Source organism: Rhodococcus sp. NPDC060090 (genome assembly GCF_042729855.1).
Lineage (GTDB): Bacteria > Actinomycetota > Actinomycetes > Mycobacteriales > Mycobacteriaceae > Rhodococcus.
In genome coordinates, this window is sequence record NZ_JBHWXB010000005.1 from 186,504 (window position 1) to 213,384 (window position 26,881).

Here is a 26,881-nt window from a genome sequence, read left to right on the forward strand (position 1 = left end):
GATGGGACCACCGTTGAGCACTGCTGTACCTGGAACCACTGCTGTACCTGGCGACGCCGCTGTTCTCGATCGCCTCGATGAAGCAACGTCGGATCTGGATCCACCCTTCGCGGCGTTGGACCTGACCACGCTGCGTCGCAACGCGGACGATCTGGTCCGTCGCGCGTCGCACACTCCCGTCCGGGTCGCGAGCAAGTCGGTGCGCTGCCGAACCGTGCTCGAGGAGGTGCTGGGTTCCGGTCTCACCGCGCAGGGCGGATTTCGCGGCATCATGTCGTACTCGTTGCGCGAGGCGCTGTGGCTCATCTCGCACGGAGCGCGCGATGTCCTTCTCGGGTACCCCACCGTCGACCGCGCGGCACTCGCAGGACTTGCGTCCGACCCCGTCGCGCTCGGGTCGGTGACCCTCATGGTCGATGCTCCCGCGCAGCTGGATCTGATCCGGAACGCGGTGGGCACCGGTGCTGTTCGTCCTCGGGTATGCCTCGATATCGATGCATCGCTTCGCGTCGGGCCGGTGCATCTCGGGGTGCGACGGTCGCCGCTGCGCACCCCGGATCAGGCAGCCGCGCTCGCGCGGGTCGCGGTGGCCGGGGGGTTCGACGTCGTCGGAATCATGTTCTACGAGGCACAGATCGCGGGCCTGCCCGATTCGTCGCTGCCCGTCCGGATGGTCAAGCGAATGTCGGCGCGGGAACTCGCGACACGGCGGGGCGAGGTGGTCGACGCGGTTCGCGCGGTCGTCGGCGACCTCGAGATCGTCAACAGCGGAGGTACCGGATCGCTCGAGGTGAGCTCCTCCGATCCGGTTGTCACCGAGGTCACCGCGGGGTCGGGACTGTACGTACCGACGTTGTTCGACGCCTACCGCTCGTTCACTCCGAATCCTTCGTTGTTCTTCGCGTTGTCCGCCGTGCGTAAACCTGCCCCGTCGATCACCACCCTGTTCGGCGGTGGGTACATCGCGTCGGGGCCACCGGGTGCGGCCCGGATACCCCGACCTGTCCGGCCTGCAGGGCTGACACTGCTGCGCAACGAGGGAGCGGGAGAGGTACAGACCCCCGTGCGTGGGCGTGCTGCGTCGGATGTCCCGATCGGTGGGCGTGTGTGGTTCAGGCACGCGAAGGCGGGGGAGCTGTGCGAGAGATTCGGGCAGATCCACATCGTCGACGCCGGTGCTCGCACGACCGTTCCTACCTACCGCGGCGAGGGTCACTGCTGGTGAGCGGATAATTCACCCATGCCGTTCTTCGACGGGGCCGCAGGCCGCACCCATTACCGCAGCTGGAACACCGACGCGGCTTCTGCCGGCATCGTCTTCGCACACGGCATCCGGCAGCACACCGGCCATTACCACCGCTTCGCTACGGGCCTCGGCGCGCGCGGTATCGCATTGTGGGGTATCGACCTGGCCGGGCACGGATTGTCCGAGGGCGCACCCGATGCTCCGGGATCCGTTGCGTCTCACGCGGCCGACCTGTCCGTGTTGACCGCGATTGCGGAGGACACCGGGATTCCGCTCGTGCTGATGGGGCATTCCCTCGGGGCGGCGTCGGCGCTGGCGCTGTTGCATACCGACGCCGGCCGATTCCGGGCCGCGGTCCTGTGCGGCACTCCGCGAACCGCGACACGACCCGAGTTCGCGCGGGCGCTGGCCGGGGCCGGGCTGCCCGTTCTCGCCGTGCACGGCATCGACGACCGGCTCGCTCCCGTCGAACCGGTGCGCGCATGGGCCGCGGAGGTGCCGAACCTGCAGTTCGACGAGTATCCCGACGCGGGACACGATCTGCTTCACGAACCCGTCCATCGCGCCGTTACCCGCGACATCGCGGAATTCGTCCTCGATGTCACGGGCCCCCGATCTTGAACGACTCCCACTGAACGAGCGAAAGTGCCGTTCATCTCGACCAGTCGAGTGAACGGCACTTTCGCTCAGAAGTGCTCGCGGTGGAGCAGACGGATCAGGAGTAGATCGCCTCGATCGCCGCACCGTGCTTCTCGTGAATGATGTTTCGCTTGAGCTTGAGCGTCGGGGTCAGCTCACCGGTCTCGATCGAGAAGTCCGACTCGAGTATGCGGTACTTCTTGATGGCCTCTGCCTTCGACACCTTGGCGTTCGTCGCTGCCACGGCCGAGTCGATCTCGGCGATCAGGTCGGCGTTCTTGATCAGATCTGCGACCGCGGTGCCCGCAGGCAGGCTGTTGCGCTCGAGCCAGCCGGGGAGCGTTTCCGAATCGATGGTGATGAGTGCGCCGATGAACGGCTTCGCGTCGCCGACGACGAGGACCTGGCTGATCAGCGGGTGTGCGCGCAGGGAATCCTCGAGGATCGCAGGCGCGACGTTCTTACCGCCGGCCGTGACGAGCAGCTCCTTCTTGCGTCCGGTGATCGAGACGAACCCGTCGGAGTCGATGGTGGCGATGTCGCCGGAGTGGAACCAGCCGTCGCGGATCGCGTCGGCAGTGGCCTCGTCGTTCTGCCAGTAGCCGTCGAAGACGATGGGGCCCTTGAGGAGCAGTTCCCCGTCTTCGGCGATCTTCGCGGAGTGCCCGTCGAGGGGGCGTCCGACCGTGCCGACCTTCTGATGCTCCGGGGTGTTCATGATGATGCCGCCCGTGGTCTCGGTGAGGCCGTAGCCCTCGTACACCGTGACGCCGATACCGCGGAAGAAGTGGCCGAGGCGTGCGCCGAGTGCGGCGCCACCCGACACGGCCCTCGTCGCGTTTCCGCCGAGCGCATCGCGCAGCTTGCCGTAGACGAGCTTGTCGAACAGCGCGTGCTTGACCTTGAGGACGAGCCCGGGGCCGCCCGTTTCGAGTGCCTTGCTGTACTCGATCGCGGTGTCGGCCGCCTTGTCGAAGATCTTGCCCTTGCCGCCGTCGTACGCCTTCTGTTTGGCGGAGTTGTAGACCTTCTCGAACACGCGCGGAACCGAGAGGATGAAGTTCGGCTTGAACGCGGCGAACTGCTCGAGCAGGGTCGTCAGATCCGAGGTGTGGCCCACGGTGACCTTGTGATCGAACGAGGCGAAGGAGATCAGTCGCGCGAACACGTGTGCCATGGGCAGGAACAGCAGCGTGCGTTGTCCCGCTTCCATCGAGTCGGGCAGACCCAGCTGCGCGGCAGCGGACTCGGCGTAGAAGTGGCGGTGCTTGAGCTGCACGCCCTTGGGCCGGCCCGTGGTGCCCGAGGTGTAGATGAGGGTGGCGGCAGATTCCGCGTTCACCTGCTTGCGACGTTCCTCGACCTGCTCGTCGGTGATCGCGGCACCACGTGCGGTGAGTTCCTCGACGGCACCCTTGGCTCCCGAGGCAGGCTCGATCTGGAGCAGCTCGCGCACGGTCGGCGCAGCGTCGGCGACGTCCCGGACGACGTCGGCCTGCTCCGAGTTCTCGACGATCAGCAGCGATGTTCCCGAGTCCTCGAGGATCCACTTGGACTGGTCGGCCGCGGACGTCTCGTAGATCGCGACCGTGGCGCCGCCTGCGGTCCAGATCGCGTAGTCCAGCAGGACCCACTCGTAGCGGGTGCTCGAGAGGATCGCGACGCGGTCGCCCAGCTCGACCCCGGATGCCATCAGGCCTTTCGCGACGGCGCGGACCTCGGCGGCGAACTGGACTGCGGTGACCGGAACCCATTTGCCGTCGATGAGGCGTTCGAACGGAACGAAGTCGGGTGACTCCTTCTCGTGCCGGAACACCGAATCTGCCATCGACACGTCGTCCGGAATCGCGAACGACTGCGGAACGGCAATCTCACCCATCTGTGACCCCTCCATCTTTTTGAACTTGCGATGTGCATTGCATCACAATGCGTTCACCTCCGCACCACCCGGGCTGCCGGTTTTGGGAAGTTTCAGGGTTCATTGTGCGTGATGTACGACACGAAAGCTACCCGTAGGTAGCTTGAAACCGAAGCCATGTTCGGGCGCGTTCAGGTGCTCTCTCTCAGGATGCGAGCAGCTTCGTCGTCACTCAGCTGATGAAAATCGGAGTAGCCCGCGCCGACCGAGTCGTAGCCTGCGGGTGCCCACGGGCAGATCACCTCGTCCGCGTCCTGCGCGACCCGGCGCACCGCTTCGGGAGACGCGATGGGAACGGCGAGTACCACCCGCGCGGCACCGGCCGCCCGTGCGGCCGTGCACGCGACCGCTGCGGTAGCCCCCGTCGCCATCCCGTCGTCGACGATCACGGCGGTGCGTCCGCCCAGCGCGACACGTTCCCGGCCGGAACGCAGCAGTGCGCCTCGACGTTCGAGCTCGACGTGCTCGCGTGCCCGGACCTGGTCGATGGACTCGGCGCTGATCTCGGCGAGCCGGATCACCTCGTCGTTCAATACCTGGATGCCACCCTCGGCGATCGCGCCCATTGCAAGCTCGGGATGCCAGGGCACTCCGAGTTTCCGGACGACGAGCACATCGAGGGGGGCGCCGAGGGTGCGGGCGACTTCGCGGGCCACGGGAAGACCGCCGCGGGGCAGTGCGAGAACCACGGTGTCCGCTCCGCGGAGATGTCCGACCGAGCGGGCGAGCCGCCGTCCGGCCTCTTCTCGCGAGGGATACCGCCGCACCATCCCAGTATGAACCCGCCGCGATACGAAATCAGCTCGGTTCGCCGGCCGGGTGGGGCGGATGGTGACGATCGGATCCGACTCTGTTGCGACTCTCCCTGTGGGCTCGGGGGCGATTTCGAGGGTGGCGGCGGTGGACGCGCTCCACCGGTCTACCGGCGGGTAGAGTCCGGTGTTCGGGTCCCTCATGAGTGCCGACACTCGCCTGTTCGGGGCGTGTTTCGGCACACTCTTGCGTGGGTGTGGCACGGAATCGTCGAGCCATCCGATAAACTGCTGGTCAAATGAGTGAAATCGAAAACGCCCCCGACCAGGAGACTGCATCCCTCACGTTTGCCGATCTCGACATCGACGACCGTGTGCTGCAGGCCCTTTCGGACGTGGGTTATGAATCCCCGTCGCCTATCCAGGCAGCTACTATCCCACCACTGCTGGAGGGTCGGGACGTCGTCGGTCTCGCTCAGACCGGCACCGGCAAGACTGCCGCGTTCGCAGTGCCCATCCTCTCCCGGATCGACACCACGAAGAAGCGGCCCCAGGCGCTCGTGCTCGCGCCGACCCGAGAACTCGCGCTGCAGGTAGCGGAGGCTTTCGGTAAGTATTCGTCGCACATCCCGGGCCTGCATGTCCTGCCCATCTACGGCGGTCAGGCCTACGGCGTCCAGCTGGCGGGTCTTCGTCGAGGTGCTCAGGTCATCGTCGGTACCCCCGGACGTGTGATCGATCACCTCACCAAGGGCACCCTCGACATCTCCGAGCTCGAGTTCCTCGTCCTCGACGAGGCCGACGAGATGCTCACGATGGGTTTCCAGGAGGACGTCGAGCGGATTCTTGCCGACACCCCCGAGACCAAGCAGGTCGCGTTGTTCTCGGCGACGATGCCCGGCGCGATCCGCCGGCTGTCGAAGCAGTACCTGAACAACCCGCAGGAGATCACGGTCAAGTCGAAGACCACGACCTCCTCCAACACGACCCAGCGCTGGGTGCTCGTGTCGCACCAGCGCAAGCTCGATGCCTTGACCCGGATCCTCGAGGTCGAGTCCTTCGAAGCGATGATCATCTTCGTCCGCACGAAGCAGGCCACCGAAGACCTCGCCGAGAAGCTCCGTGCCCGGGGCTTCTCTGCTGCAGCGATCAACGGCGACATCGTGCAGGCCCAGCGCGAGCGGACCATCGGTCAGCTCAAGAGCGGAGCCCTGGACATCCTGGTCGCCACCGACGTCGCGGCCCGCGGTCTCGACGTGGAGCGCATCAGCCACGTCGTCAACTACGACATTCCCCACGACACCGAGTCGTATGTGCACCGCATCGGCCGTACCGGTCGTGCAGGGCGTAGCGGTGACGCACTGCTGTTCGTGGCGCCGCGCGAGCGGCACCTGCTCAAAGCGATCGAGCGGGCCACCCGCCAGCCGGTCGCCGAGATCCAGTTGCCGAGCGTCGACGACGTCAACGCGCAGCGTGTGTCCAAGTTCAACGACTCGATCACCGAAGCGTTGACGTCCGACCATCTGCAGTTGTTCCGCACGTTCATCGAAGATTACGAGCGCGAACATGACGTCCCGCTCGCCGACATCGCGGCCGCGTTGGCTGTGCTGTCGCGCGACGGCGATTCGTTCCTCATGGAAGAGCAGCCGGAGCCGGTCGTGCAGCCACGCCGCGAGCGTGAGCCGAGGCCGCCTCGCCGCTTCGAGGACGACGGCGCGACACGTGTCGGGCGCGACGGCCAGGAGATGGCGACCTACCGCATCGCGGTGGGCAAACGGCATCGCGTGCAGCCGGGTGCGATCGTCGGTGCGATCGCCAACGAAGGCGGCCTGCGTCGAGGAGACTTCGGGCATATCAGCATCCGTGCCGACCACAGTCTCGTGGAGCTCCCCAAGGATCTGCCGCAGCAGGCACTCGAGGCGCTGCGTGCCACCCGGATTTCCGGTGTGCTGATCCAGCTTCAGCGCGACTCCGGTGCGCCGGGTGGGCGCCCCGCGTCGTCCCGCGGGGGTGATCACCGCGGTGGAGACCGCCGCGGTGGCGATCGCGCAGACCGCGGTGGCGATCGTCGCGGTGGTCGCAAGGAGTACGGCAGCGGCGACTTCACCCACCGCAGCGAGCGCAATGACCGTGGCGGTCGCGGCGGATACCGCGACTGAAAGCCGTTCACAGGTAATCGATCACGGCGCCTCCGCCAGTACATCGGCGGTGGCGCCGTCGATCGTTTCCCGGATGATGTCGGCGTGCCCGGCATGCCGGGCCCACTCCTCGAGCTGGTGGAGTACCAGAAAGCGCACGGTGAACGGCACACCTTGATCGAGCCAGACGGCTGCCCCTGCGGGAATGTCGACGACACGGTCGAGGTCGGGCTCCGCGTGCAACTGCGCCGCGAAACGATCCGCAGCAGCATCGAGGCGGGCGAGCTGGTCGGCGACGGATTCGGCGTCGTCGACCTTCCATGCGGCCATCCACGCCGCGACCGGATCGGTTGTGCGGCTCTGTTCACCGGAGATGCGGTCGATGGTCGTTTCGAGACCGTCGATCAGGTGGCCCAGTAGCGATGCCAAGCTCATCGCCGATGCGCTCGGGACACTGCGAGCCTGTTCTGCGGTCAGGCCCGACAGTGATCCGCGTAATCCGGCGAACTGGTTTCCGAGAAGCGTCAACAGCAGTTCGGTTTCTTGGTTCTTGTGTGTCGTCATGATTGAAGTATTGGCGCAATCGCGGACGACTTCGGTCCGGAATCGGCGAATTGGGTTCGATACAACTCGGCGTAGCGTCCCCCGGCCGCGAGCAACTCCTGATGCCCGCCGCGTTCGACGATGCGTCCGGCCTCGACCACGAGAATCTGATCGGCGGCCCGGATCGTCGACAAGCGGTGTGCGATCACGACCGATGTGCGGCCCGCAAGGGCCTCGGTGAGTGCTTCCTGCACGGCGGCTTCGGACGTCGAATCCAGATGTGCGGTCGCCTCGTCCAGGATCACCACACGTGGTTGCGCGAGCAGCAGCCGTGCGATGGTCAATCGCTGTCGTTCACCGCCCGACAGGCGGTAGCCGCGTTCCCCGACGACCGTGTCGAGACCACTCGGCAGGCTGCCGATCAGGTCCGCGAGCCGGGCGCGGCGCAGTGCGTCCCACACCTGCTCCTCGGTGGCGTCGGGTCGCGCCAGCAGTAGATTTCCGCGCACCGTGTCGTGGAACAGATGGCCGTCCTGCGTGACGAGGCCGACCGTGGCCCGGATCGAATCCGCCCTCAACGTGCGCACGTCCGTGTCGCTGAGCAGCACGGCGCCCGAGTCGACATCGTACAAGCGCGGAATCAGTTGCGCGATGGTCGATTTCCCGGCCCCGGAGGATCCGACGAGCGCGACCATCTCGCCCGGTTCGACCCGGAACGACACGCCGTGCAGCACGGTCTCGCCGCCGCGCGAGTCGAGCATCGCGACCTCTTCGAGCGACGCGAGCGACACCTTGTCGGCCGACGGATACGCGAACTCCACATCGCGCAGTTCCACTGCCACGGGACCGTCCGGGACGGGCTTCGCATCGGGGAGCTCGCGGATCAGCGGTGTCAGGTCGAGTATCTCGAAGACCCGCTCGAAGCTCACCATCGCGCTCATCACGTCCATCCGCGCGCTGGCCAGTGCCGTGAGCGGGGAGTACAGGCGGGTGAGCAACATGGCCATCGCCACCACCGATCCCGGATCGAGCTGTCCGCTCAGCGCGTAGAAGCCGCCGAGCCCGTAGACCAGCGCCAGCGCGAGTGCGGAGACGAGTGTCAGCGCGGTCACGAACACGGTCTGCAGCATCGCGGTGCGAACTCCGATGTTGCGGACGCGTTGTGCGCGCACCGCGAATTCGGCCGATTCGTGGGCAGGACGCCCGAACAGCTTGACCAGTGTGGCGCCGGGCGCAGAGAATCGCTCGGTCATCTGGGTGTTCATCACCGAATTGTGGTTGGCTGCTTCGCGGCTCAGCTGAGCGAGCTTTGTGCCCATCGTGCGAGCGGGAATGATGAAGATCGGCAACAGCAGCAAGGCCAGCAAAGTGATCTGCCACGAGATGCCGAACATGACGACAAGAGTGATCACGAGTGTGACGACATTGCCGGCCACCCCGGACAGCGTGTCGCTGAATGCGCGCTGCGCGCCGATCACGTCGTTGTTCAGTCGAGACACGAGAGCACCCGTGCGGGTGCGGGTGAAGAACGCGATCGGCATGCGCTGCACATGATCGAACACCGTGGTCCGCAGATCCAGGATGAGGTCCTCGCCGATCCTCGCCGACAACCACCGATTGGCCAGGCCCAATCCAGCCTCTACCAGTGCGATCGCTGCGATGATCACGGCGAGCCACACCACGACCGATAGTGCTGCATTGTCGACGATCGCGTCGACGACACGTCCGGCGAGGACCGGTGTCGCCACACCGAGCGCAGCGATGAGCACGCTGAGGATCAGATACGCGATGATGTTGCGTCGATGTGGCTGGGCGAACGCGCCGACCCTGCGCAATGTTGCGCGAGAGAACGGGCGCCGATCGCTCTCGGCGTGCATCGCGTTGTACATCGCGTTCCACGCCGTGACTTCCATGCTCATGGGGGAGCCCTCCTTGTGTCGCGCTCGACCTTAGAACCTCGAGCGCGCTCGAGGTCAAGCGTATGCGCACCTTGTGAGAGAACATCCTGCACAGAATTGAGGACGGCGCTCGTCGTCGATGGCTTTTAATCTCACCGACATGGACAACACTGCTGTCGCGACGTCCTTCCGTATCGAGATCTCCGACGAACAGATCGAAGACCTGCACCGCCGCCTCGATGCTGCGCTCTGGCCGGACCAACTGCCCGAGACCGGCTTCGCCCACGGAGTCCCGGTCGGTGCGGTGAGGGCGCTTGCTGAACGTTGGCGGAATGTCTACAACTGGCGTACCTACGAGGCCGAGCTCAATTCGTATCCGCAGTTCGGTCGTCCGCACCCCGACCGGGTCGTCGGCGTCGACGCATTCCTCACGACTCTGAGCATCCTGTGGTTCACCGGGACGATCGGTTTGTCGATGAGGTTTTACACCGAAGGCGAGCAGTGGGGAGCGTCGACGCCCGACCTCCTCGTCGACGACCTACGCAAATTCTTCGCAGCACACGCCCGTCGGTAACGGCTCTCTCAGATCAGTTGGCCACGTCGATCACGACGCGGACGGGGTCGGTGAGGGATTGCACCGAGAAGGGGGTGTTCGGTTCGGCCACGCCGATGAACGACTGGGTCACGCCCTCGAACACACCCGACCCGTTCACCTCGACGACGGATCCGCCCGACGGCCCGAGAACCGGAGTCGGGCCTGCATACGGCTCGACGCCACTGTCGAACGGGTACGCCGACCCGTCGATGAGCACCTGGATCACGGCCCCACCGGCGACGGGGACCTCGCTGCCGCTGCCGTCCTGCACGGCGCTGTCGACGTAGCCGACACGCCACCCGGGCATGCCTTCCCCGCCGAGTTCGTACACGACGCGGTCGAAGCCCTCGTGCCGGCCGGTGCGGATGTCGGTGACCGTGAGTTTCGCGCCGTCGCCCGCGGGGGAGATCTTGTCTGCGGCGTCGGTCGGGGTCGTGGAGGGAGCATCCGGCGTCTCGACCTGCGTCTCGATCGACGCAGCGGTGTCGGGTTCGGGTACGGGGTCTCCGTTGGCGGTGCACCCCGCGAGAACCAACGCGGCGGCGGTGACGGCGAGGGCGTGACGGGTGCGAAGCATGGGCCTCATGATACGTCGTGAAACCGCACGATCGAGGGAGGCGCGGTGGGCGTCTTGACGCCGGACGGGTGCGGGCGCACAATTCAACACACGATGATGTCAACACTCGATGAATTGAGTGAAACATGAACGTCGCCTCTGAATCCCCCGCCGTGGACGTCCGTGACCTGCAGGTTCGGCGCGGCACCCACCGCGCGCTCGAAAGCCTGAACATGCAGGTTGCCCGGGGCTCGATCACCGGATTGCTCGGACCCTCCGGCTGCGGAAAGACCACCCTGATGCGTTCGATCGTCGGCACCCAGATCGTCGAATCCGGCAGCGTCACCGTGCTCGGAAAGCCGGCAGGCTCTGCAGACCTACGCCGCCGCGTCGGGTACGTCACCCAGTCGCCGAGTGTGTACCTCGACCTGTCGGTCACCGACAACGTCTCCTATTTCGCTGCGCTCTACGGCCGACGCGGTTCCTCCGTTGCCGACACGATCGCTGCAGTGGGACTGACCGACCATGCACGCAATGCTGCGAGCGCACTCTCGGGTGGACAGCTCGGACGCCTGTCGCTCGCATGTTCGCTCGTCGGCGACCCCGAACTCCTCGTGCTCGACGAGCCCACCGTCGGCCTCGATCCGGTGTTGCGCGCCGAACTCTGGGAACACTTCCGAACCCTCGCCGCGCGCGGCACCACACTGCTCGTCTCCAGTCACGTCATGGACGAAGCCGACCACTGCGACGAACTCGTCCTGCTCCGAGAAGGCCGGTTGATCGCACAACTCACCCCCGCCGAACTGCGTGATCGGACCGGCGAGCCGAGCCTCGAACATGCCTTCCTCCATCTGATCCGAACGTCGACGGGAGCATGATCATGAGCGCCGTCATCTACGCCTCCACTACGACCCGCATCCTTCGGCAGCTCCGATCCGACCACCGCACGGTCGCCATGATCGTGTTCGTGCCGAGCCTGCTGATGATCCTGCTGTACTTCATCTACCAGAACGCACCCGCCGGGCCGGACGGCTTCTCTCTTTTCGACCGGATTGCCGTGACGATGCTCGGAATTCTGCCGTTCGTCGTGATGTTCCTGGTCACTTCCATTGCGATGCAACGCGAACGGAGCTCGGGTACGCTCGAGCGACTCCTCACGACACCACTGACGAAACTCGATCTCCTCGCCGGATACGGCAGCGCCTTCTCGCTCGCTGCCGCACTCCAGGCCGGACTCGCGTGTGCAGTCGCCTTCTGGCTGCTCGGCGTCACCAGCGCCGGTTCGGTCGCATGGGTGCTCGTCACCGCAGTGCTCGTCGCTGTACTCGGGGTCTCCCTGGGGTTGCTGTGTAGTGCATTCGCCCGCACAGAATTTCAAGCGGTGCAGTTCATGCCCGTGCTCGTCATCCCGCAATTCCTGCTCTGCGGTCTGCTCGTCCCGCGCGATCAACTGCCGGACTGGCTGCGCTGGATCAGCAACGTGCTGCCCCTGAGTTACGCGGTGGAGGCGCTGCAAGAGATCACCCGACACCCCGGAACCACCGCCGTCATGGTGCGGGACCTCCTCGTTGTCGCGGCCTTCGCTGCGGCGGCCCTCGCACTCGGTGCTGCGACACTGCGCCGCCGGACGCCGTGACCACCGAATCCCGGGACGCTCGGCGTTCGGGCCGGCGCCCCGGTAACTCGGGTACACGCGAAGCGATCCTCGGTTCCGCACGAGAATTGTTTGCCGCCAATGGGTTCGACAAGACGACGGTGCGCGCTGTGGCGGCACGTGCACGCGTGGATTCAGCGCTCGTCCATCACTACTTCGGTACGAAGATGGAACTGTTCACCGCATCCATCGCGCTGCCCGTCGATCCTCGCGAGGTCCTCGCGCCGGTGTACGAGACGCCGGTGGAAGAACTCGGTCATGCTCTGGTGTCCGCACTGATCGGCGTGTGGGAGTCGCCGCACCGCGACGCGGCGGTCGCGATGTTCCGAGCCCAGATCGCGGGCGGTGACAGTGGGTTGATCCGGACATTTCTGCTCGAGGTCGCGCTCGAACCATTGCTGGACAGGATCGACCGTCCCGAAGGCACAGGCCGGTTGCGCGCCGAATTGGTGGCAACCCAGATGACGGGGGTGATGCTCGTGCGCTACATCCTGCGGTTCGAGCCCTTGGCGTCGTTGCCGCCGGAGCAACTCGCCCTGATCATCGCGCCCACAGTGCAGCGCTATCTCACCGGCGAGCTCACCACGGCACAGGTCCGCGACGGTCGATGAACATCCCCGCAGGTGAGGCTGCGGTGCAGGCCTCGACGATCGCGTCGGTGCCTTCTTCGACCGATTGGGTGCCGGAGAAGCCGTTGAGTGCGGTGGCCGTGTAGCCGGGGTCGGCAGCAATAACCCGAATATTCGGAAGCGCCTTGGCATACATGGTGGTCACCATGTTCAAGGCCGCTTTCGACGACGGATACACGAGGCCGTGCAACGTCGATTCGATTCGCGTGGGATCGGTCGTCACGCCGAACGAACCCATTCCGCTGGACACCATCACCAACCGCGGCGAGGCGGACTGCGCGAGTAGCGGCAGGAATGTGTGGGTCACGCGGACCGGCCCGAGCAGGTTCACGCCGAACACCGGAAGGAAATCGCCGGGGACGGTGTCGGCGGGTGTAGCGAAACTATCCGCGATACCGGCGTTATTGACGAGGACATCGAGACCTGTGCCCGACTCCGACACCATGCGATAGGCGGCTGTGACGGAATCGTCGCTGGTGACGTCGAGTTCGACGACACGAACATCGGCGTCGGGGGTGTCGGCTCCGACCTTCTCTGCAACCTCGTGGCCGACGCCGACATCGCGCACGCCCATCCAGACGATGTGTCCGGAAGCGGCGAGACGCCGGCAGGTTTCGGCGCCGAGCCCTCCGGTGGCGCCGGTGACGAGAACTGTGGATACATGGTGTGTGGTCATGCCTTCACGGTCGTCTGCCGATCCCTCTCGAACCAGGACCGGCCGATCGTGGGATCGGCGGTACTACCCACGCCGCGTACGAAGTCGTCATGCTGGAGCGATGACGATCAACCGCACCGAGCTGGCGGCTGCGTTGCGGCACGCTCGTGAACGAATCACGCCGGGCGAGGTCGGTTTGGCGTCGGGGTCGCACCGCCGCACTCCTGGCCTGCGTCGGGAGGAGGTCGCGATGCTGGCGGGGATCAGCGTCGACTACGTCGTCCGTCTCGAACAGGGCCGCGGACCGGTTCCGTCGACGCAGGTACTCGGGGCACTGGCCAGGGCGCTGCGACTCGACCTCGACGCGCGCACTCAATTGTTCCATCTGGCAGGTGTGCAACCTCCCGGCCCGGGCGCGATCGACATGCATGTGCGGCCGAGTGTGTTGCGGCTGATCGATCGGTTCGCCGACCTGCCGGTCGTGGTGATGAGCGCCAAAGGGGATGTGCTCGCGTGGAACGCGATGGCCTCTGCGCTGCATGGCGATTGGTCGGCGTTGCCGCCGCATCGTCGAAACATCAACAGGTTGCGCTTCCTGCCTGACCCGGCGGATCCTCTGATGAGCACGGTCGGCACCACCGAGGAGGAGTTCGAGGCGACGGCGGAGCAATCGGTCGGGAGTCTTCGCGCTGCCGCAGCCCGATATCCGCGCGACAGCGGGTTGAGTGCGCTCGTGGACGAACTGCGCAGGAAGTCGGAGCACTTCGCGACGCTGTGGAGTGGCGGCACGGTCGGTGGGTGGCGGACACACACCAAGACGGTGAACCACCGGGCGTTGGGACCGATCGTCCTCGACTGCGACGCGCTGCACATCCCGGACGTAGACCAATCGGTCATGGTGTATTCGGCAGCGCCCGGAACACCCGCGGCGGAGTCGCTCGCGTTACTCCGTGTTCTGGGTATTCACGAGTGGACGGGCGATTCGGCGCGGTCGTGACAGTGGTCGGGTACGAGCGAACTACTCGTCTCCGGTGTCTTGCAGGTAGACCAGGCCGTTGCCATCAGGGTCGGCGAACGAGAACATCGCCGGGACTCCCTCCATGCGGATCAGGTCGTCGTTGTGCAGGGTGGTCCCGGACGCGCGGATCGCGTCGTGCGCGGCTCGAGTATCGGAGGTGCCCAAGCGGATCGCGACCGGGATCTCGCCGTCGGGAGGGAGGAGTAGCAGAGAGACCTCCGAACCGGGTGGCACGACCTCGATCAACCGGGCGCCCGGCCAGATCTCGACATCGGTCCGGAGTACGCATCCCAGCGTCTCGGTGTAGAACTTCAGTGCGGCGTCCTGGTCGGAGACCGGAACCGACACGCTCAGTACTTTCGTTGTCATGGTCATGCTCGGGTAGACCGCACGGGAGACCGGAATTCATCACGGCGACAGTCGCCGGATCGGGGAACCACTGCTCACGATGTCTGCTCGCGCAGGTAGGCGATGTCCTCGGCAAGCCCGCCCGCGGGCGTCTCCAGGATCACCGGCGCGTTCGCCTTCAACGCGACCTCGGCGAGCAACGCCGGGTCGATCGTGCCGTCCGCGAGATTCGCGTGCCGGTCGCGGGCGGAGTCGAACTCGTCGCGCGAATTGTTCAGGTGCACCAGATCGATGCGGCCGGTCAGCGCACGTACCCGTTCGACTGCGTCGACGAGGTCTTCACCGGCCGCCCACGCGTGGCACGTGTCGAGGCAGAATCCGACATCGTAGTCGCCGATCACGTCCCACAGCCGACCGATCGCGTCGATGTACCGGGCCATCGCGAAATCCCCGCCTGCGGTGTTCTCGACGAGGATCGGCACCGCGAACCCGCCCTTGTCTTCCTGCCGTTCGAACAGCTTGCGCCAGTTCTGGACGCCGGCGGCGACATTCTCGCCGTCGCGAACATGTCCGCCGTGCACCACGAGACCGAACGCACCGATCTTCGCTGCTGCATCGGCGTGCTCGGCTACGGCCTTGCGCGACGGCATGCGAAGCCTGTTGTTCAGGCTCGCCACGTTGATCACGTACGGCGAGTGCACCACGACGTCGATCTCGGACGCGAGAATTTCCTCGGTACGAGGGTGTTCGCCCGGTGTATGCCATTTCTGCGGGTCCGAGAGGAATAGTTGCACCAGATCTGCGCCGAGCCGTTCGCCCTGACCGATGGGATCGTCGTCCTGCCGGACATGCGCACCTATCCGCATGGGGCCAGCGTAGCCCCGGATCGTGGTGCCCCGAGTGGTTATTACGCCTCGGGCCGTCCGACCGGGATGTCCGAACCCAGGTCGCCCGCATCGTCGTGGCCGCACGTGCAGTCTTCACCGCAGCCACCGCCACCGCACGGACCGGCGTATGACGTGTCGTCGGCATCGCAGTCGAGGGCACCACCGAATCGCGCTGCGAAGTCGTCGTCGAGTTCGTGCGTGAGTTCGTGGATCTCGTCGATGAGATTGACGAGGTGCTGCGGCGCGAACGGATCGGCGTCGAGGATCGTCGACACGAGCAGGTGATCGTCCTGGATGGCGAAACGTAGACGCGCCCACTCACTCGACAGGTCGGCCAGCTGATCGACGGCCTTGGCGCGGTCGGCGAGACCACCGAGCAGCGACGACCAGATGTGCAGCTGCGGGCCGTCCTGCGCGACCGTCACGTAGACACCGAAACCGTGGATGGGAATGGCGATGTCGCCGTCCTCGTCGGTCTCCGGTGCGCTGCCCAGAAGTTCGGTGAGTGCGTTGATCGACAGGTCGCGGAGTTGCGAGTACTCCTCGGTGACGACGGCCAACGCGCCGTCGATGCGGAGTGGTTCGGCGGGGAGGGGCTCGGCGGCGGTGGTGGCCTGGCCGTGGCCGTCGTGGTTGTGCTCGCTCATGCTGCCCTCGCTTGTGGTGCTTGCGGACCTGGTGTCGGCTAGAGCCTAGCCGGTGTCGGCACTGCATAACTTTCCCCCAGTCGTCCGGCTTTCCGTTGCCTCACGACCCACGGCAAGCCGGGTAACGGGAGGAAAGTTTCGTGCGGGTGCGGTGTTCCGGTGAGCAGGACCGGCGAGCGCTGGAAAGCGGTTCGGTCTGTTTGCATGCGATGACCGAGACTGGGAGGTCGCAGAATGGGCACATTGGATGGCAAGGTCGCGTTCATCACCGGAGCAGGCCAGGGGGTCGGGCAGGGTATCGCCTTCGCCCTCGCCCGCGAAGGTGCCGCGGTGGCGGTGACCGGACGGACGGAGTCGAAACTTGTCGAGACGGTCGAGCACATCCGCGGGTTCGGGGGTACCGCCGAGCCGATCACGTGCGACATCTCCGATACCGAACAGATCACCGCCGCGGTGGAGAAGACGGTGGAGGCGTTCGGGGGAGTAGACGTCCTCGTCAACAACGCGAGCCTCAATCCGCTCGGTCCGGTGCTCGATCTGACTCCCGACCTGATGATGAAGGCGTACCAGTCCGGGCCGGTCGCGTCGTTCCACGCCATGCAGACCGTGTATCCGATCATGAAGCAGCGCGGCGGCGGATCGATCGTCAACATGGTCTCGTCCGCGGCGGTGCGATGGGACATGAGCGGCTACGGGGGATACGCCTCCGCCAAGGAAGCACTGCGCAGCCTGACGCGGGCCGCGGCCGCCGAATGGGGTGCCGACGGCATCCGCGTCAACGCGGTCGCGCCGCACGCGCTGTCGCCCGGACTGAAATGGTGGACCGAGAACCGGCCCGACGAAGCAGCGGAGTTCATCAAGAGCATCCCGCTCGGTCGTATCGGCGACTGCGAAGAGGACATCGGACGGGCCATCGTGTGGATCGTCGGCGACGACGCCCGCTACCTCACCGGCGCGACGATCCCCCTCGACGGTGGCCAGGCACGCTGGAGCTGAGGTCCCTGACGGGCGCCGATCACAAATCAGGGGAGTCCCCGATGGTGCGGTGACGCATCACCGGGAAAGATGGTGCGCATGCCATCGCATTCGGCCCCCGCCGCCCGAGCCCAGAACCTGAAGAAAATCTACGGAACAGGTGAAACAGCTGTTCACGCCCTCGACGGTGTGACCGAAGATTTTGCTGCCGGTGAGTTCACCGCAATCATGGGCCCATCCGGATCCGGCAAATCGACCCTGATGCACTGCCTCGCCGGTCTCGACAGTGCGACCTCCGGTGCGGTGCTCATCGGCGACACCGACCTCACGACGCTGTCCGACAAGGCGATGACGCAGCTGCGTCGCGACCGTATCGGCTTCGTCTTCCAGGCGTTCAACCTCGTCCCCACGCTCACGGCGCTGGAGAACATCACGCTGCCCCTCGACATCGCGGGTCGCAAAGTCGACACCGAATGGATCGATACCGTGGTCGGCAGGCTCGGCCTCGGCGACCGTCTCGACCACAAACCCGGTGAACTGTCCGGCGGTCAGCAGCAACGTGTCGCGTGTGCCCGCGCGCTGGCAGGCCGGCCGGAGATCATCTTCGGCGACGAACCGACCGGCAACCTCGACTCGCACTCGTCCGGTGAGGTGCTGTCGATCCTGCGCGCCGCGGTCGACGAATTCGAGCAGACCGTCGTGATCGTCACCCACGATCCACGTGCGGCGGGGTACGCCGACCGCGTCGTGTTCCTCTCCGACGGCCGCATCGTCGACGAGATGCGCGACCCGACCGCCGACTCGGTCCTCGACCGCATGAAGCAGTTCGACACCGCCACAGCGCCCCCGGCGCCCACGGCGCAGTAGGAGCCGGCGACCATGAGTGGAAATCCCGTCCGCAAAGTTGCGTTACGCAACCTCGCCGCGCACAAGGTGCGGCTCGCTCTTACGGTGCTGTCAGTGGTGCTCGGCACCGCATTCATCACCGGTTCGTTCGTGTTCACCGACACCCTCCAACGCACATTCGACGACATCTTCGGCGATGTCGCCAAGGGCGTCGACGTCCGCGTCAGCAGCGAAGAGTTCGGCTCGAGCGGTGTACCGATCGAGGACACGGCCCGTGTCGCCGAACTGAACGGCGTCGAACGTACAGCGCCGACGATCGGCGGCGGGCTCATCGTGCTCGGTTCCGACGGCGCCTCGATCCAGACCGGCGGTGCACCCGCCGAGGGATACGCGTGGTTCCCGCCGGAGCAGACCGTCGGAGAACCCGAGGTGTTCGTCGAGGGCGCACCGCCGACGGAGACCGGGCAGATCGCGCTCAACACGAGCGCGGCCGAACGAGGCGGCCTCGCTGTCGGCGACGCAACGAAGGTCCTGACCATGTCGCAGGGCATGGTCCCCGTGACCGTGAGCGGCATCTACGACCTCGACACCGACACCGGCGGCTACATCGGTGCACTGTTCACCGAGCAGCAGGCGAGCCAGTTGTTCACCGATGGCGAGCACGTCCAATTCCTCGACGTCGTCGGCGACGGGTCGATGACCCCGGAAGCGTTGCGCGACGAGATCGCTGCGGCACTGCCCGACCTGAAGGTGCAGACCGGCGCCGAAGTCACGGAGGAAACCCAGGACCAGGTTTCCGAGGCGCTGAGCTTCCTCAACTACTTCCTGCTCGCGTTCGGCGCCATCGCGTTGCTCGTCGGAACGTTCATCATCTACAACACCTTCTCGATGATCGTGGCTCAGCGTCTGCGCGAACTCGCACTACTGCGCGCCATCGGTGCGAGCCGCAAACAGGTGGGCCGGTCGGTCACCCTCGAAGCGCTCGTCGTCGGTGTGATCGGTAGCGCCATCGGGATCGCAGCCGGTGTCGCGCTCGCATACGGACTACGTGCAGCGCTCAATGCCGCGGATCTCGGTCTGCCGTCCGGTCCGCTCCAGTTGTCGCCGCGCACCGTGATCGTCGCGTTGCTCGTCGGCGTCATCGTCACCGTCGTCAGTGCGTATGCGCCGGCGCGGCGTGCCATGCATGTGCCGCCGGTCGCCGCGATGCGCGAGGAATCCACCGCGTCCGTCGAATCGCTGAAGGCCCGCACGATTGCCGGCGTGGTCGCCGCGGTCGTGGGCGCCGTGCTCGTCGCGGTCGGTGCTCAGAGCACCGGCGGCGGCGCTGCCGCGACCGTCGGAGCAGGCGCGTTCGCGCTGATCCTCGCCGTCCTGCTCGCGGCACCGGCCCTGTCGCGTCCGGTCGTGAAGGTTCTCGGCGCGGTGTTCGCGCGACCCTTCGGTGCAGTCGGACGATTGGCCCGCACCAACGCGACCCGCAACCCGCGCCGCACCGCAGCAACCGCCTTCGCGCTGACTCTCGGCCTGATGCTCGTGTCCGTCATCGGCGTGTTCGGATCGTCCGCGAAGGCCAGCGTCGACGCGCTCGTCGACACCGGCGTCAAGTCCGAATTCGTCCTCACCGGGCCGCCGATGTTCGGCCTGCCGATTGCTGCCGAGGACGCCGCGCGTGGCGTCGACGGTGTCGTCGAAGTGGTGTCCGCGCATGGTGTGCGGGCATCGATCGACGACGAACCCGCGTTCGGGACCGCTGTGACGGGCGGTTCCATCCAGGATGTCCTCACGCTGGAGATGAAGGAAGGCACCGACACCGTCGCGGGCGACCAGATGATCGTGTCGGAGAGCGCCGCGTCGGACAACGGCTGGCAGGTCGGTACCACCGTGCCGCTCACGAGCAGGGACGGTGAAACGGTCGACACCAGTGTCGTCGGGATCTATGCGGACAACCAGCTCATCGGGCCGTGGATCGTCTCGAACGAGCTGTACGAACAGTTCACCCCGGTAGCGTCGCGGTCGGCGCAGGTCGTGCTCATCAACTCGGCGGACGGTGCCGATCCGGAGGCGATCCGGACAGGACTCGAGGACGCCACCAAGGATCTCGTGATCGTCCAGGTGATGGACCGCGACCAGTTCAAGGGGCAGCAGGCCCAGCAGATCGACATGCTCCTCGCGATCCTCTACGGCCTGCTCGCACTCGCTGTCGTCATCGCGATCCTCGGCATCGTCAACACGCTCGCGTTGTCGGTCGTCGAGAGGCGACGGGAGATCGGCATGCTTCGCGCCGTCGGGATGCAGCGTGCACAGGTCAGACGCACCATCTACATCGAGTCGCTGCTCATCGCGGTGTTCGGTGCGGTCGTCGGCCTCGTGCTGGGGCTGGTGTTCGGCTGGGCGTTCGTGAGCACCCTCGCCGATCAGGGACTCGACCGGATCTCGGTGCCGTGGGGTCAGGTCGTGGGGATGCTCATCGGTTCCGGTGTGGTGGGTGTGCTGGCCGCGTTGTGGCCCGGCCACCGGGCAGCGAAAACTCCGCCACTGGAGGCCATCGCCGACATGTAGCGCGCCTGGTTGTCCACAGGCAACCGATTCATCCACAGATTCCGGCCCGGGGACCCCTCCCCGGGCCGGTAGTCGTATGCGCCCCCTATGCTTTCGTGGCAGGGGGGTGGAAGCGACATGGATTTGCAGGATCTGGCCGGGTGGGATCCGGACGCATTGGAAGGCTTCGGTGTCGAGCTCGGCAAGTGCGCCGAGGAACTGGACCGTATCGAAGGCGACATCCGCCGGGCGGCCACATTCGGGGGAGCCTGGACCGGCGACGCCGCTGACGCCGCAGCCAAACCTATCCGGACGCTTGTCGATACCGTTGACGTTCAGGCCGATTCGTACCGTCGGGTGAGTGCGTGTGCAGCCGCGGTGGTTCCGCGCCTGCGCGCATTGCACGCCGAACTCGAGGCTGTGCACACCTGGGCGGACGAACACGGTCTCATCATCGGAGCCGACGGAGTGCTCACCGACAGCCCCGGCAGGGCCGGAGCCGAACTCGACACCGACCGCAGTACCTTGCGCACACGACTCGACACGCTGCTTCGGCGCGCGCAGGAACTCGACCAGGAGGCTGCATCGATGCTCGCGCGCGATCACCCCGATGAGAGTTCCTTACCGGCAACGCTGTTCGTCTCTTCTTCCACCCGGTTCCCGGAACTGGGGCCCATTCCCGATCCCGGATCGGATCCGAGTGTGGTCGCCGCCTGGTGGAACAGTCTCGATCCCTTCGATCGCACTGTGCTGCTCACCGAATATCCGGAGCGGGTCGGTGGTCTCGACGGAGTGCCCTCCGAGGCACGCGACCTCGCGAATCGCGCCCTGCTCGGGATCGAACGCGAACGATTGGCGGGTGTCGCGCTGCTGCTTCAGGAAGAGCTGGAAGACAACATGTTCGGCGGTCTGGTCTCCAACGCGGATGCAGGGCTCGCGCAGACCCTGAACAAGCTCGGCGCACTCGATGAGATCGCCCGTACGCTCGCCTTGGACGACCGTCGGCTGCTTGCGCTCGACATGTCCGGCCGCGAAGCGATGGCCGTGGTTGCGGTCGGAGACATCGACGCCGCCGACCACATCGCGGTATTCACGCCCGGTGCAGGATCGACCGTGCAGGGCAACCTCCATGGATACGACCAGCAGGTATCTGCGCTCCGCGACGAAACTCAACGCGAACTCGTTCGTGTCCACCGAGGTTCGGAAACCGTTGCCGCCGTCACCTGGATGAATTATCAGGCGCCGCATTTCGGTTGGGGACTTGCCTTCACCGAACGCAGTCCCGTCTCGGATCTGTCCGCGACGCTGGCTGCGCCCCGCCTGACCACGTTCCTCGACGGGCTCGACGCGTCACGACCCGATTCGCCACCGCACGTGACCACGGTCGGTCATTCGTACGGTGCGCTCATCACGAGCCTCGCGTTGCAGCAGGGTGCAGAGGCCGACAAGGCGGTCTTCGTCGGCGCCCCAGGACTCGGTACCTCCGACGTCGGCACACTCGGCATGGCACCCGGGTCGATGTACCTGATCGAGGCGGACGAGGACCTCATCGCCGACACCGGGATATTCGGCGGAGACCCTAGTCGTCTTCCCGGCCTGACCCGTCTGTCCAGCGATGCGGGAGAAGACGTTTCGGGCGATCCACGTACCGGTTCCGTCGGGCACAGCTCTTATCTGGTACCCGGATCCATGAGCACGTACAACATTGCGGTCGTCATCGCGGACACCGCCGACGAACGGAGTGTCCGATGAGCGAGTTCTCTGTCCGCGTAGGTATAGCTGCAGCCGTGATGGTGACGACCACCGCATGCACCACGGCGAGTTCCCGTGCCGTTCCCGAACCGGTCGCCGACACCAGCGCCGCAGCCGTCGAGTACTACCTCCAGGTCCAGCGCGACGTCATGGACGTGCTCTCCGAGGAATTCCCCGGACTCGAGTTCTCCGAGAAGTACGCGCGCACGAACGCGGGGTGCACTCTCGCCGACGGTACACACGGGATGTCGGTGCACCTTCCCATCCAGGGAAGTTCGAGCCCCGTACCTGTGGCAGACCTGCAGCGTGCCGCCGACCTGTTCGAACGCACCGCTGCCGGTGCAGGTTTCCACGGGCGTCAGGTCCTGCCACCCGATACGGGGTTCTCGATGCGGATGTTCGCCGCCGACGGTTCGTACATCACCTTCGGCAGCTATGTGGCCGCGATCGTCGGACTGACCGTCGGGTGTTACCGGATCTGAGCGTCGAATTCGGTTACGCTCGTGCGGTCTGTGGCGATCTCGAGAAGAGGCGGTGACGATGCGTCCTGTGCTCGGCGTTGCCGTCGACGACGGTGAAGTCTCCGCGGTCCTCGTCGACGCAGACGTTCCACAACTCGGCCCCTTCGACTCGCAGCGTTGGGCGGCCGAACCGGACGTATCGCAGGCCGACGCGGTCGCCCGGGCCGTGACCTCGATGACGGAGCGGGCCGAGAACGCGTCCTTGACCGTCGGCACGATCGGTCTGGTCGCGCTTCCGAGCGGCGACGCAGACACCGCCGCGGTCGCGGAGGCAGTTCGCGCAGTGAGCGAGGCGCCCGTCGGGGTGGTGCCCCTCGACGACGCACGGCTCGCGTATCTGGCCGGAGCACCCGAACTTGCCGACACCCCCGTCCTTGCGCTGCACACACGCACCGGCGGTGTGGAGTCCGCGTCGATCGTCGATACCGGATCCCGGACGGTGCTGTCGTCGGTCGTGCGCGGCGACGACCCGCTCACCGGCCACACCGATGCTTTGCCCGATACGATGGACGAAGCGCTGGCCCGAGCCGGTGTCGCACCGGCGGCGCTGGTCTTCCTCGACCTGCGCCCCGGCGACGCGCCGCCCGCCCGGGAACTCTCCACGATCCTCGGAGTGCCGTTCGTGACGCCGCACGGGGTGCCGTGGCACCGCGCGACCGGGGCAGCGCTGGTTGCAGCGCGCCGCAGTCGGACACAACCTGTTGCCGCAGGCGTGGCGTCGACCCGCCGAAATGTGGCTCTCATGGCCGTCGTGGTCGCTCTTGTCGCCATGCTCGGCGGGGGACTGGCACTCGCCATGGGTGGATCCGGCAGTGGGTCCGAAGACCAGGGCGGTTCCGTGGATCAGGGCGAGACATCGGACCCGACCGAGTTCACGCCCGAAACGGACACTCCGGAACTGTGGGACCGGATCGCGCCGCACCCTGTTCCGCGCGACGGGGGTAAGCCGGACGAGGCCGGCGCACCTCAGGACTCTGCGCCTCAGGCCCCGGCGACTCAGGACAGTGATCCGTGCGGCGCTGCGCTGCCCGCGTCCTGGCCGGCCCGCGGGTCCGATCCCGCCCCGAGTCCGGCACCGGAACATGCTCCCGAGCCCGCACCGCCCTGCGACCCGCCGGCGAACCCGGCACCCTGACCAGAGCAGGCAGATCCTTTCGGGATGATCGCCGCACGGTGAGACGTTGATATCCGACATGGATGTCGCACTGTCGCTACTGGACCGTTCCCGCACCCGGGAAGGCCAGGACGACGCGTCCGCACTGCGGCAGACCCTGCACCGCGCGGAGCTCGCCGAAGCCGCGGGATACCTTCGCTTCTGGGTCGCTGAACACCACGCGGTGCCAGGGGTGGCATCCGGCGCCCCCGCACTGCTGATCCAGGCCATCGCCGATCGCACGCACCGCATCCGGGTCGGGTCGGCCGGAGTGATGCTGCCCAACCATCAGCCGTTCGTGGTCGCCGAACAGTTCGCCACACTCGAAGCGCTGCACCCGGGCCGGATCGATCTGGGCGTCGGGAGGTCGCTCGGTTTCACCGCACCTGTTCGCGAGGCCTTGCGCACGACCCGCGCCGATCCGGACGACTTCGCCGCCGACATCGACGAGCTGCGCGCGTATCTCGACGACACAGCGGCCGTGTCGATCAGGCCCCGTGTCGCGCAACCGCCTCCGGTGTTCGTGCTCGGGACCGGGGCCGGCCTTCGGGTGGCATCCCGACTGGGCCTGCCCGCTGTCGTTGCAGGCCCGATCGTGAAGCAGGGCCCCGAACCGTTCGACCGTTATCTCGCCGACTACCGTCCCAGCGCCGCGAACCCCGAGCCGTATCTGGTGATCGGCGCCGACATCCTCATCGCCGACACCGAAGCCGAAGCCGCCGATCTGTTGTTGCCGGAAAGCTGGGCGATGGCATTGTCCCGAGAACGCGGCTTCTTCCCGTCGCTGTCGCCGGTCGAGGCGCTGCGGCGCCTGCCCGTCACCGAGCGCCGACAGCGGATCCTCGACGACACGGCAGCGGCGGCGATCGTCGGCACCGAGGACCAGGTGGCCGAACAGATCGAGAAGCTCATCGCGACGACCGGTGCCGCCGAGGTGCTGAGTTCGGCGTCCACGTTCGACCTCGACGCGCTCTACGCATCGGATGCGCGGCTCGCGCGCCTGTTCGGCGTGGGCACAGCGAGCCCCGCTCCGGCAGCCCGCAGCGCCTCCGCATCCGACGCCACCAGCACGTCCGCGAACCGCGACCGGTAGTCCCCGAGATCATCACCGACCGACCCGACGACCGCGACGACGGGCACCGAAGCGCTGCGCACCAGGATCGCCGAGACGATCTTGCCTGCACGCGACTGCCCGTCGAGTCGTCCCTCGCCGACCACTACGAGGTCGGCGGTGGCGAGCGCGGCGTCGAAACCGGCTACGTCGAGCACGTAGTCGGCGCCGGGGCGCAGTTCGGCGTCGAACCTGGCCCACATTCCGCCCGAGAACCCGCCTGCCGCACCCGTGCCGTCCACCTCCCGCGGGTCGCGCGGTAGCGCCGCGGCGGCCTCGGTCAGCCGTGTCGTCAGCAGTTCGACGGTCGCGGGGTCGGCGCCCTTCTGCGGTCCGAACACCCGCGCGGCGTCGGTGTAGCGGGTGGTGACATCGGTGAGCACGACGACGGACACCGAACCCAGACCACCGGCGTCGTCGATCGCGGCGATCGCTCCGAGTCCGCCGTCGGTGGTGGCCGAACCACCCGCGGCCACGACGATCTGCCGCGCACCACGTTGCGCCGCAGCGGCCATGATCATCCCGGTGCCGTAGGTGTCGGCGGTCGCAGCATCGCGAACACCGTTGTGCGGAGTGGTGATTCCGCTGACCGTTGCGAGCTCGACGATCGCGGTGCCGTCGGAGGACAGGCCGAAGAATCCGGGGCAGGGCGCGCGCCACGGGTTGACGGCGTCGACGTCGATCCGTTCGAGACCGAGCGGAACCGTGAGGACGTCGAGCGTGCCCTCGCCGCCGTCGGCCACGGGCATCCGGACCGGCTCGTGGCCCGCGGACTCCGCTCCGGCCGCGATCGCGTCGGCGACCTCGGCTGCGGTGTAGGTGCCCTTGAAGCTGTCGGGTGCGATCAGGACTCTCATGCGCGGACGACCCAGTCGAACGCCTCGGCCTCCGACCGCGCCCCCTGCCGGGCGCGCGACCGATTGGGCTCGTCCAGTTCGGTGACGACGTCCTCGCCGAGCCGGACGATGTCTGCGAACACCTGCGGTGTGAGCCACGACGGGCGAGTCGCGAAGAGCAGATCCTCACTCGCGGTGTTGCCGCTCGCACCCGGGGCGAACGGGCAACCGCCCAGCCCGCCGAGCGCACCGTCGACGACGTTCGCACCTGCCTCGACAGCGGCGAGGCTGTTGGCGACACCGAGGCCCCACGTGTCGTGGCCGTGGTAGACGATCCGACGGTCGGGCGACTCCGCGCGGACGCGCGTGACGAGCTCACGAACCTGCCCGGGGACCGCCTGGCCGAGGGTGTCGGCGACAACGATGTCGGCCGATCCGTCCGCCCGCGGGTCGCACGCGATCTCGAGGACACGGTCGGGGTCGACGGGTCCGTCGAACGGGCAGGTGAACGACGTCGCCAGACACAGCTGGATGCTGCCGCCCGCGGCGTGAGCGAGTTCCACGGCGGCGGGCATCGCTGCGAGGCTGTCTTCCGTGTCGCGGCCGATGTTGGCGCGGTTGTGGGAATCGGACACCGAGAAGCAGTACTGGAACCTCCGCGCTCCCGCAGCGAGTGCCTTCTCCACGTGCCTCGGGGTGGCCACCCAGATCCAGCAGCGGTCGAGTTCTTCCTCGGTGAGGGCCGACACCAGCTCGAGGGTGTTCGCCATCGGCGGCACGAGGTCGGCGCGCGCCAGCGACCCGATCTCGAGTTCGGGTATCCCCGCGGCGAGGAGGGCCCGCACGATCTCCACCTTGCGCCGCGTCGGGAGCAGTTTCCCGGTGAGCTGCAGTCCGTCGCGCAGGGTGACATCCCGCAGGATCACATCGTGTCCGGTCGATCGTGCTTCCACGTCGTGCCTCTCATCCTTGCGCCATGTTGTGCCGAGTATCCTCGCGCCGCGATTGCTACACCAATTCAGG

At 66.6% G+C, this 26,881-nt stretch carries 25 protein-coding genes and 1 pseudogene; 15 read left to right on the forward strand and 11 right to left on the reverse strand.

What is annotated here, in order from left to right; genetic code table 11:
• Window position 1 precedes the first annotated feature (1 nt).
• Together ACFWCF_RS09120 and ACFWCF_RS09125 are read left to right on the forward strand one after the other, a co-directional pair.
• Window positions 2–1,225 carry an amino acid deaminase/aldolase gene (locus tag ACFWCF_RS09120; protein WP_378559918.1) on the forward strand — a complete coding sequence of 408 codons (1,224 nt, stop codon included), beginning with the start codon at window positions 2–4 and terminating at the stop codon, window positions 1,223–1,225.
• Between the two features lie 15 nt (window positions 1,226–1,240).
• Window positions 1,241–1,867, forward strand: coding sequence for an alpha/beta hydrolase (locus tag ACFWCF_RS09125; protein WP_378559921.1), 627 nt, complete (start codon window positions 1,241–1,243; stop codon window positions 1,865–1,867).
• A 94-nt stretch (window positions 1,868–1,961) separates the two neighbouring features.
• Here the strand turns inward: ACFWCF_RS09125 and ACFWCF_RS09130 are convergent, their stop codons facing one another.
• Window positions 1,962–3,764 carry an AMP-dependent synthetase/ligase gene (locus ACFWCF_RS09130; protein WP_378559924.1) on the reverse strand — a complete coding sequence of 601 codons (1,803 nt, stop codon included), beginning with the start codon at window positions 3,762–3,764 and terminating at the stop codon, window positions 1,962–1,964.
• 170 nt (window positions 3,765–3,934) lie between these two features.
• Window positions 3,935–4,573, reverse strand: a complete 639-nt coding sequence (locus ACFWCF_RS09135; protein WP_378560248.1) for a phosphoribosyltransferase — start codon at window positions 4,571–4,573, stop codon at window positions 3,935–3,937.
• 281 nt (window positions 4,574–4,854) lie between these two features.
• On the opposite strand from ACFWCF_RS09135, the gene ACFWCF_RS09140 reads away from it, so the two are divergent.
• Window positions 4,855–6,714, forward strand: coding sequence for a DEAD/DEAH box helicase (locus ACFWCF_RS09140; protein ID WP_378559927.1), 1,860 nt, complete (start codon window positions 4,855–4,857; stop codon window positions 6,712–6,714).
• 21 nt (window positions 6,715–6,735) lie between these two features.
• On the opposite strand, the gene ACFWCF_RS09145 is transcribed toward ACFWCF_RS09140, so the two are convergent.
• Window positions 6,736–7,257, reverse strand: coding sequence for a DUF664 domain-containing protein (locus ACFWCF_RS09145; protein ID WP_378559930.1), 522 nt, complete (start codon window positions 7,255–7,257; stop codon window positions 6,736–6,738).
• Window positions 7,254–9,155, reverse strand: coding sequence for an ABC transporter ATP-binding protein (locus ACFWCF_RS09150; RefSeq protein ID WP_378559933.1), 1,902 nt, complete (start codon window positions 9,153–9,155; stop codon window positions 7,254–7,256). The genes ACFWCF_RS09145 and ACFWCF_RS09150 overlap by 4 nt, the downstream gene beginning before the upstream one ends.
• Before the next feature lie 139 nt (window positions 9,156–9,294).
• Between ACFWCF_RS09150 and ACFWCF_RS09155 the strand changes: the two genes are divergently transcribed.
• Window positions 9,295–9,708: an epoxide hydrolase N-terminal domain-containing protein gene (locus ACFWCF_RS09155; RefSeq protein ID WP_378559936.1), complete on the forward strand. Its 414-nt coding sequence runs from the start codon at window positions 9,295–9,297 to the stop codon at window positions 9,706–9,708.
• Between the two features lie 13 nt (window positions 9,709–9,721).
• On the opposite strand, the gene ACFWCF_RS09160 is transcribed toward ACFWCF_RS09155, so the two are convergent.
• Window positions 9,722–10,306, reverse strand: coding sequence for a hypothetical protein (locus tag ACFWCF_RS09160; RefSeq protein ID WP_378559939.1), 585 nt, complete (start codon window positions 10,304–10,306; stop codon window positions 9,722–9,724).
• Between the two features lie 125 nt (window positions 10,307–10,431).
• Between ACFWCF_RS09160 and ACFWCF_RS09165 the strand changes: the two genes are divergently transcribed.
• The 3 genes from ACFWCF_RS09165 to ACFWCF_RS09175 are packed head-to-tail and all read left to right on the forward strand — an operon-like array spanning window position 10,432 to window position 12,550.
• A complete protein-coding gene (locus ACFWCF_RS09165) occupies window positions 10,432–11,163 on the forward strand; it encodes an ABC transporter ATP-binding protein (RefSeq protein WP_378559942.1) in 732 nt (243 codons plus the stop codon).
• Window positions 11,164–11,165: 2 nt separating this feature from the next.
• The gene (locus ACFWCF_RS09170; RefSeq protein ID WP_378559945.1) at window positions 11,166–11,921 is read left to right on the forward strand and encodes an ABC transporter permease; all 756 of its coding nucleotides are present in this window, start codon (window positions 11,166–11,168) and stop codon (window positions 11,919–11,921) included.
• On the forward strand, window positions 11,918–12,550 hold the full coding sequence (locus ACFWCF_RS09175) for a TetR family transcriptional regulator (protein WP_378559948.1): 633 nt from the start codon (window positions 11,918–11,920) through the stop codon (window positions 12,548–12,550). The genes ACFWCF_RS09170 and ACFWCF_RS09175 overlap by 4 nt, the downstream gene beginning before the upstream one ends.
• Here ACFWCF_RS09175 and ACFWCF_RS09180 read toward each other — a convergent pair.
• A complete protein-coding gene (locus tag ACFWCF_RS09180; protein WP_378559951.1) occupies window positions 12,519–13,244 on the reverse strand; it encodes an SDR family NAD(P)-dependent oxidoreductase in 726 nt (241 codons plus the stop codon). The two genes, ACFWCF_RS09175 and ACFWCF_RS09180, sit on opposite strands and share 32 nt — an antisense overlap.
• Before the next feature lie 100 nt (window positions 13,245–13,344).
• Between ACFWCF_RS09180 and ACFWCF_RS09185 the strand changes: the two genes are divergently transcribed.
• Entirely contained in the window at window positions 13,345–14,220 is an 876-nt protein-coding gene (locus ACFWCF_RS09185; RefSeq protein ID WP_378559954.1) for a helix-turn-helix domain-containing protein, read from the forward strand.
• 21 nt (window positions 14,221–14,241) lie between these two features.
• Here the strand turns inward: ACFWCF_RS09185 and ACFWCF_RS09190 are convergent, their stop codons facing one another.
• The 3 genes from ACFWCF_RS09190 to ACFWCF_RS09200 form a co-directional block, all read right to left on the reverse strand.
• Window positions 14,242–14,610 (reverse strand): VOC family protein, encoded by a 369-nt coding sequence (locus ACFWCF_RS09190; protein WP_378559958.1) that lies wholly within the window; start codon window positions 14,608–14,610, stop codon window positions 14,242–14,244.
• 74 nt (window positions 14,611–14,684) lie between these two features.
• Entirely contained in the window at window positions 14,685–15,455 is a 771-nt protein-coding gene (locus ACFWCF_RS09195) for a deoxyribonuclease IV (RefSeq protein ID WP_378559961.1), read from the reverse strand.
• A 41-nt stretch (window positions 15,456–15,496) separates the two neighbouring features.
• A complete protein-coding gene (locus ACFWCF_RS09200) occupies window positions 15,497–16,123 on the reverse strand; it encodes a hypothetical protein (RefSeq protein WP_378559964.1) in 627 nt (208 codons plus the stop codon).
• Between the two features lie 234 nt (window positions 16,124–16,357).
• On the opposite strand from ACFWCF_RS09200, the gene ACFWCF_RS09205 reads away from it, so the two are divergent.
• From ACFWCF_RS09205 to ACFWCF_RS09235, 7 genes and pseudogenes are all read left to right on the forward strand, one after another.
• Entirely contained in the window at window positions 16,358–17,119 is a 762-nt protein-coding gene (locus tag ACFWCF_RS09205; RefSeq protein ID WP_378559967.1) for an SDR family NAD(P)-dependent oxidoreductase, read from the forward strand.
• Between the two features lie 78 nt (window positions 17,120–17,197).
• Entirely contained in the window at window positions 17,198–17,965 is a 768-nt protein-coding gene (locus tag ACFWCF_RS09210) for an ABC transporter ATP-binding protein (RefSeq protein ID WP_378559970.1), read from the forward strand.
• Between the two features lie 12 nt (window positions 17,966–17,977).
• Complete coding sequence (locus ACFWCF_RS09215; RefSeq protein WP_378559973.1) at window positions 17,978–20,506, forward strand: ABC transporter permease; 2,529 nt, start codon at window positions 17,978–17,980, stop codon at window positions 20,504–20,506.
• Window positions 20,507–20,623: 117 nt separating this feature from the next.
• Complete coding sequence (locus ACFWCF_RS09220; RefSeq protein ID WP_378559976.1) at window positions 20,624–22,237, forward strand: alpha/beta hydrolase; 1,614 nt, start codon at window positions 20,624–20,626, stop codon at window positions 22,235–22,237.
• Window positions 22,234–22,719, forward strand: coding sequence for an LppA family lipoprotein (locus ACFWCF_RS09225; protein ID WP_378559979.1), 486 nt, complete (start codon window positions 22,234–22,236; stop codon window positions 22,717–22,719). The genes ACFWCF_RS09220 and ACFWCF_RS09225 overlap by 4 nt, the downstream gene beginning before the upstream one ends.
• Window positions 22,720–22,777: 58 nt before the next feature.
• Window positions 22,778–23,893: a hypothetical protein gene (locus ACFWCF_RS09230; RefSeq protein ID WP_378560251.1), complete on the forward strand. Its 1,116-nt coding sequence runs from the start codon at window positions 22,778–22,780 to the stop codon at window positions 23,891–23,893.
• A 58-nt stretch (window positions 23,894–23,951) separates the two neighbouring features.
• Window positions 23,952–24,914: pseudogene (locus ACFWCF_RS09235) on the forward strand (MsnO8 family LLM class oxidoreductase); the annotation flags it as partial.
• Here the strand turns inward: ACFWCF_RS09235 and ACFWCF_RS09240 are convergent.
• Window positions 24,884–25,879, reverse strand: coding sequence for a glycerate kinase (locus ACFWCF_RS09240; protein ID WP_378559982.1), 996 nt, complete (start codon window positions 25,877–25,879; stop codon window positions 24,884–24,886). The pseudogene ACFWCF_RS09235 and the gene ACFWCF_RS09240 overlap by 31 nt on opposite strands.
• Window positions 25,876–26,784 (reverse strand): hydroxymethylglutaryl-CoA lyase, encoded by a 909-nt coding sequence (locus tag ACFWCF_RS09245; protein WP_378560254.1) that lies wholly within the window; start codon window positions 26,782–26,784, stop codon window positions 25,876–25,878. The genes ACFWCF_RS09240 and ACFWCF_RS09245 overlap by 4 nt, the downstream gene beginning before the upstream one ends.
• Between the last annotated feature and the right edge of the window lie 97 nt (window positions 26,785–26,881).

What these genes read in the sequence shown, in the direction of transcription:
- ACFWCF_RS09120 (WP_378559918.1), top strand. Translation starts at nt 2, where the DNA reads ATGGGACCACCGTTGAGCACTGCTGTACCTGGAACCACTGCTGTACCT.
- ACFWCF_RS09125 (WP_378559921.1), top strand. Translation starts at nt 1,241, where the DNA reads ATGCCGTTCTTCGACGGGGCCGCAGGCCGCACCCATTACCGCAGCTGG.
- ACFWCF_RS09130 (WP_378559924.1), bottom strand. Translation starts at nt 3,764, where the DNA reads ATGGGTGAGATTGCCGTTCCGCAGTCGTTCGCGATTCCGGACGACGTG.
- ACFWCF_RS09135 (WP_378560248.1), bottom strand. Translation starts at nt 4,573, where the DNA reads ATGGTGCGGCGGTATCCCTCGCGAGAAGAGGCCGGACGGCGGCTCGCC.
- ACFWCF_RS09140 (WP_378559927.1), top strand. Translation starts at nt 4,855, where the DNA reads ATGAGTGAAATCGAAAACGCCCCCGACCAGGAGACTGCATCCCTCACG.
- ACFWCF_RS09145 (WP_378559930.1), bottom strand. Translation starts at nt 7,257, where the DNA reads ATGACGACACACAAGAACCAAGAAACCGAACTGCTGTTGACGCTTCTC.
- ACFWCF_RS09150 (WP_378559933.1), bottom strand. Translation starts at nt 9,155, where the DNA reads ATGAGCATGGAAGTCACGGCGTGGAACGCGATGTACAACGCGATGCAC.
- ACFWCF_RS09155 (WP_378559936.1), top strand. Translation starts at nt 9,295, where the DNA reads ATGGACAACACTGCTGTCGCGACGTCCTTCCGTATCGAGATCTCCGAC.
- ACFWCF_RS09160 (WP_378559939.1), bottom strand. Translation starts at nt 10,306, where the DNA reads ATGCTTCGCACCCGTCACGCCCTCGCCGTCACCGCCGCCGCGTTGGTT.
- ACFWCF_RS09165 (WP_378559942.1), top strand. Translation starts at nt 10,432, where the DNA reads ATGAACGTCGCCTCTGAATCCCCCGCCGTGGACGTCCGTGACCTGCAG.
- ACFWCF_RS09170 (WP_378559945.1), top strand. Translation starts at nt 11,166, where the DNA reads ATGAGCGCCGTCATCTACGCCTCCACTACGACCCGCATCCTTCGGCAG.
- ACFWCF_RS09180 (WP_378559951.1), bottom strand. Translation starts at nt 13,244, where the DNA reads ATGACCACACACCATGTATCCACAGTTCTCGTCACCGGCGCCACCGGA.
- ACFWCF_RS09185 (WP_378559954.1), top strand. Translation starts at nt 13,345, where the DNA reads ATGACGATCAACCGCACCGAGCTGGCGGCTGCGTTGCGGCACGCTCGT.
- ACFWCF_RS09190 (WP_378559958.1), bottom strand. Translation starts at nt 14,610, where the DNA reads ATGACAACGAAAGTACTGAGCGTGTCGGTTCCGGTCTCCGACCAGGAC.
- ACFWCF_RS09195 (WP_378559961.1), bottom strand. Translation starts at nt 15,455, where the DNA reads ATGCGGATAGGTGCGCATGTCCGGCAGGACGACGATCCCATCGGTCAG.
- ACFWCF_RS09200 (WP_378559964.1), bottom strand. Translation starts at nt 16,123, where the DNA reads ATGAGCGAGCACAACCACGACGGCCACGGCCAGGCCACCACCGCCGCC.
- ACFWCF_RS09205 (WP_378559967.1), top strand. Translation starts at nt 16,358, where the DNA reads ATGGGCACATTGGATGGCAAGGTCGCGTTCATCACCGGAGCAGGCCAG.
- ACFWCF_RS09210 (WP_378559970.1), top strand. Translation starts at nt 17,198, where the DNA reads ATGCCATCGCATTCGGCCCCCGCCGCCCGAGCCCAGAACCTGAAGAAA.
- ACFWCF_RS09215 (WP_378559973.1), top strand. Translation starts at nt 17,978, where the DNA reads ATGAGTGGAAATCCCGTCCGCAAAGTTGCGTTACGCAACCTCGCCGCG.
- ACFWCF_RS09220 (WP_378559976.1), top strand. Translation starts at nt 20,624, where the DNA reads ATGGATTTGCAGGATCTGGCCGGGTGGGATCCGGACGCATTGGAAGGC.
- ACFWCF_RS09225 (WP_378559979.1), top strand. Translation starts at nt 22,234, where the DNA reads ATGAGCGAGTTCTCTGTCCGCGTAGGTATAGCTGCAGCCGTGATGGTG.
- ACFWCF_RS09230 (WP_378560251.1), top strand. Translation starts at nt 22,778, where the DNA reads ATGCGTCCTGTGCTCGGCGTTGCCGTCGACGACGGTGAAGTCTCCGCG.
- ACFWCF_RS09240 (WP_378559982.1), bottom strand. Translation starts at nt 25,879, where the DNA reads ATGAGAGTCCTGATCGCACCCGACAGCTTCAAGGGCACCTACACCGCA.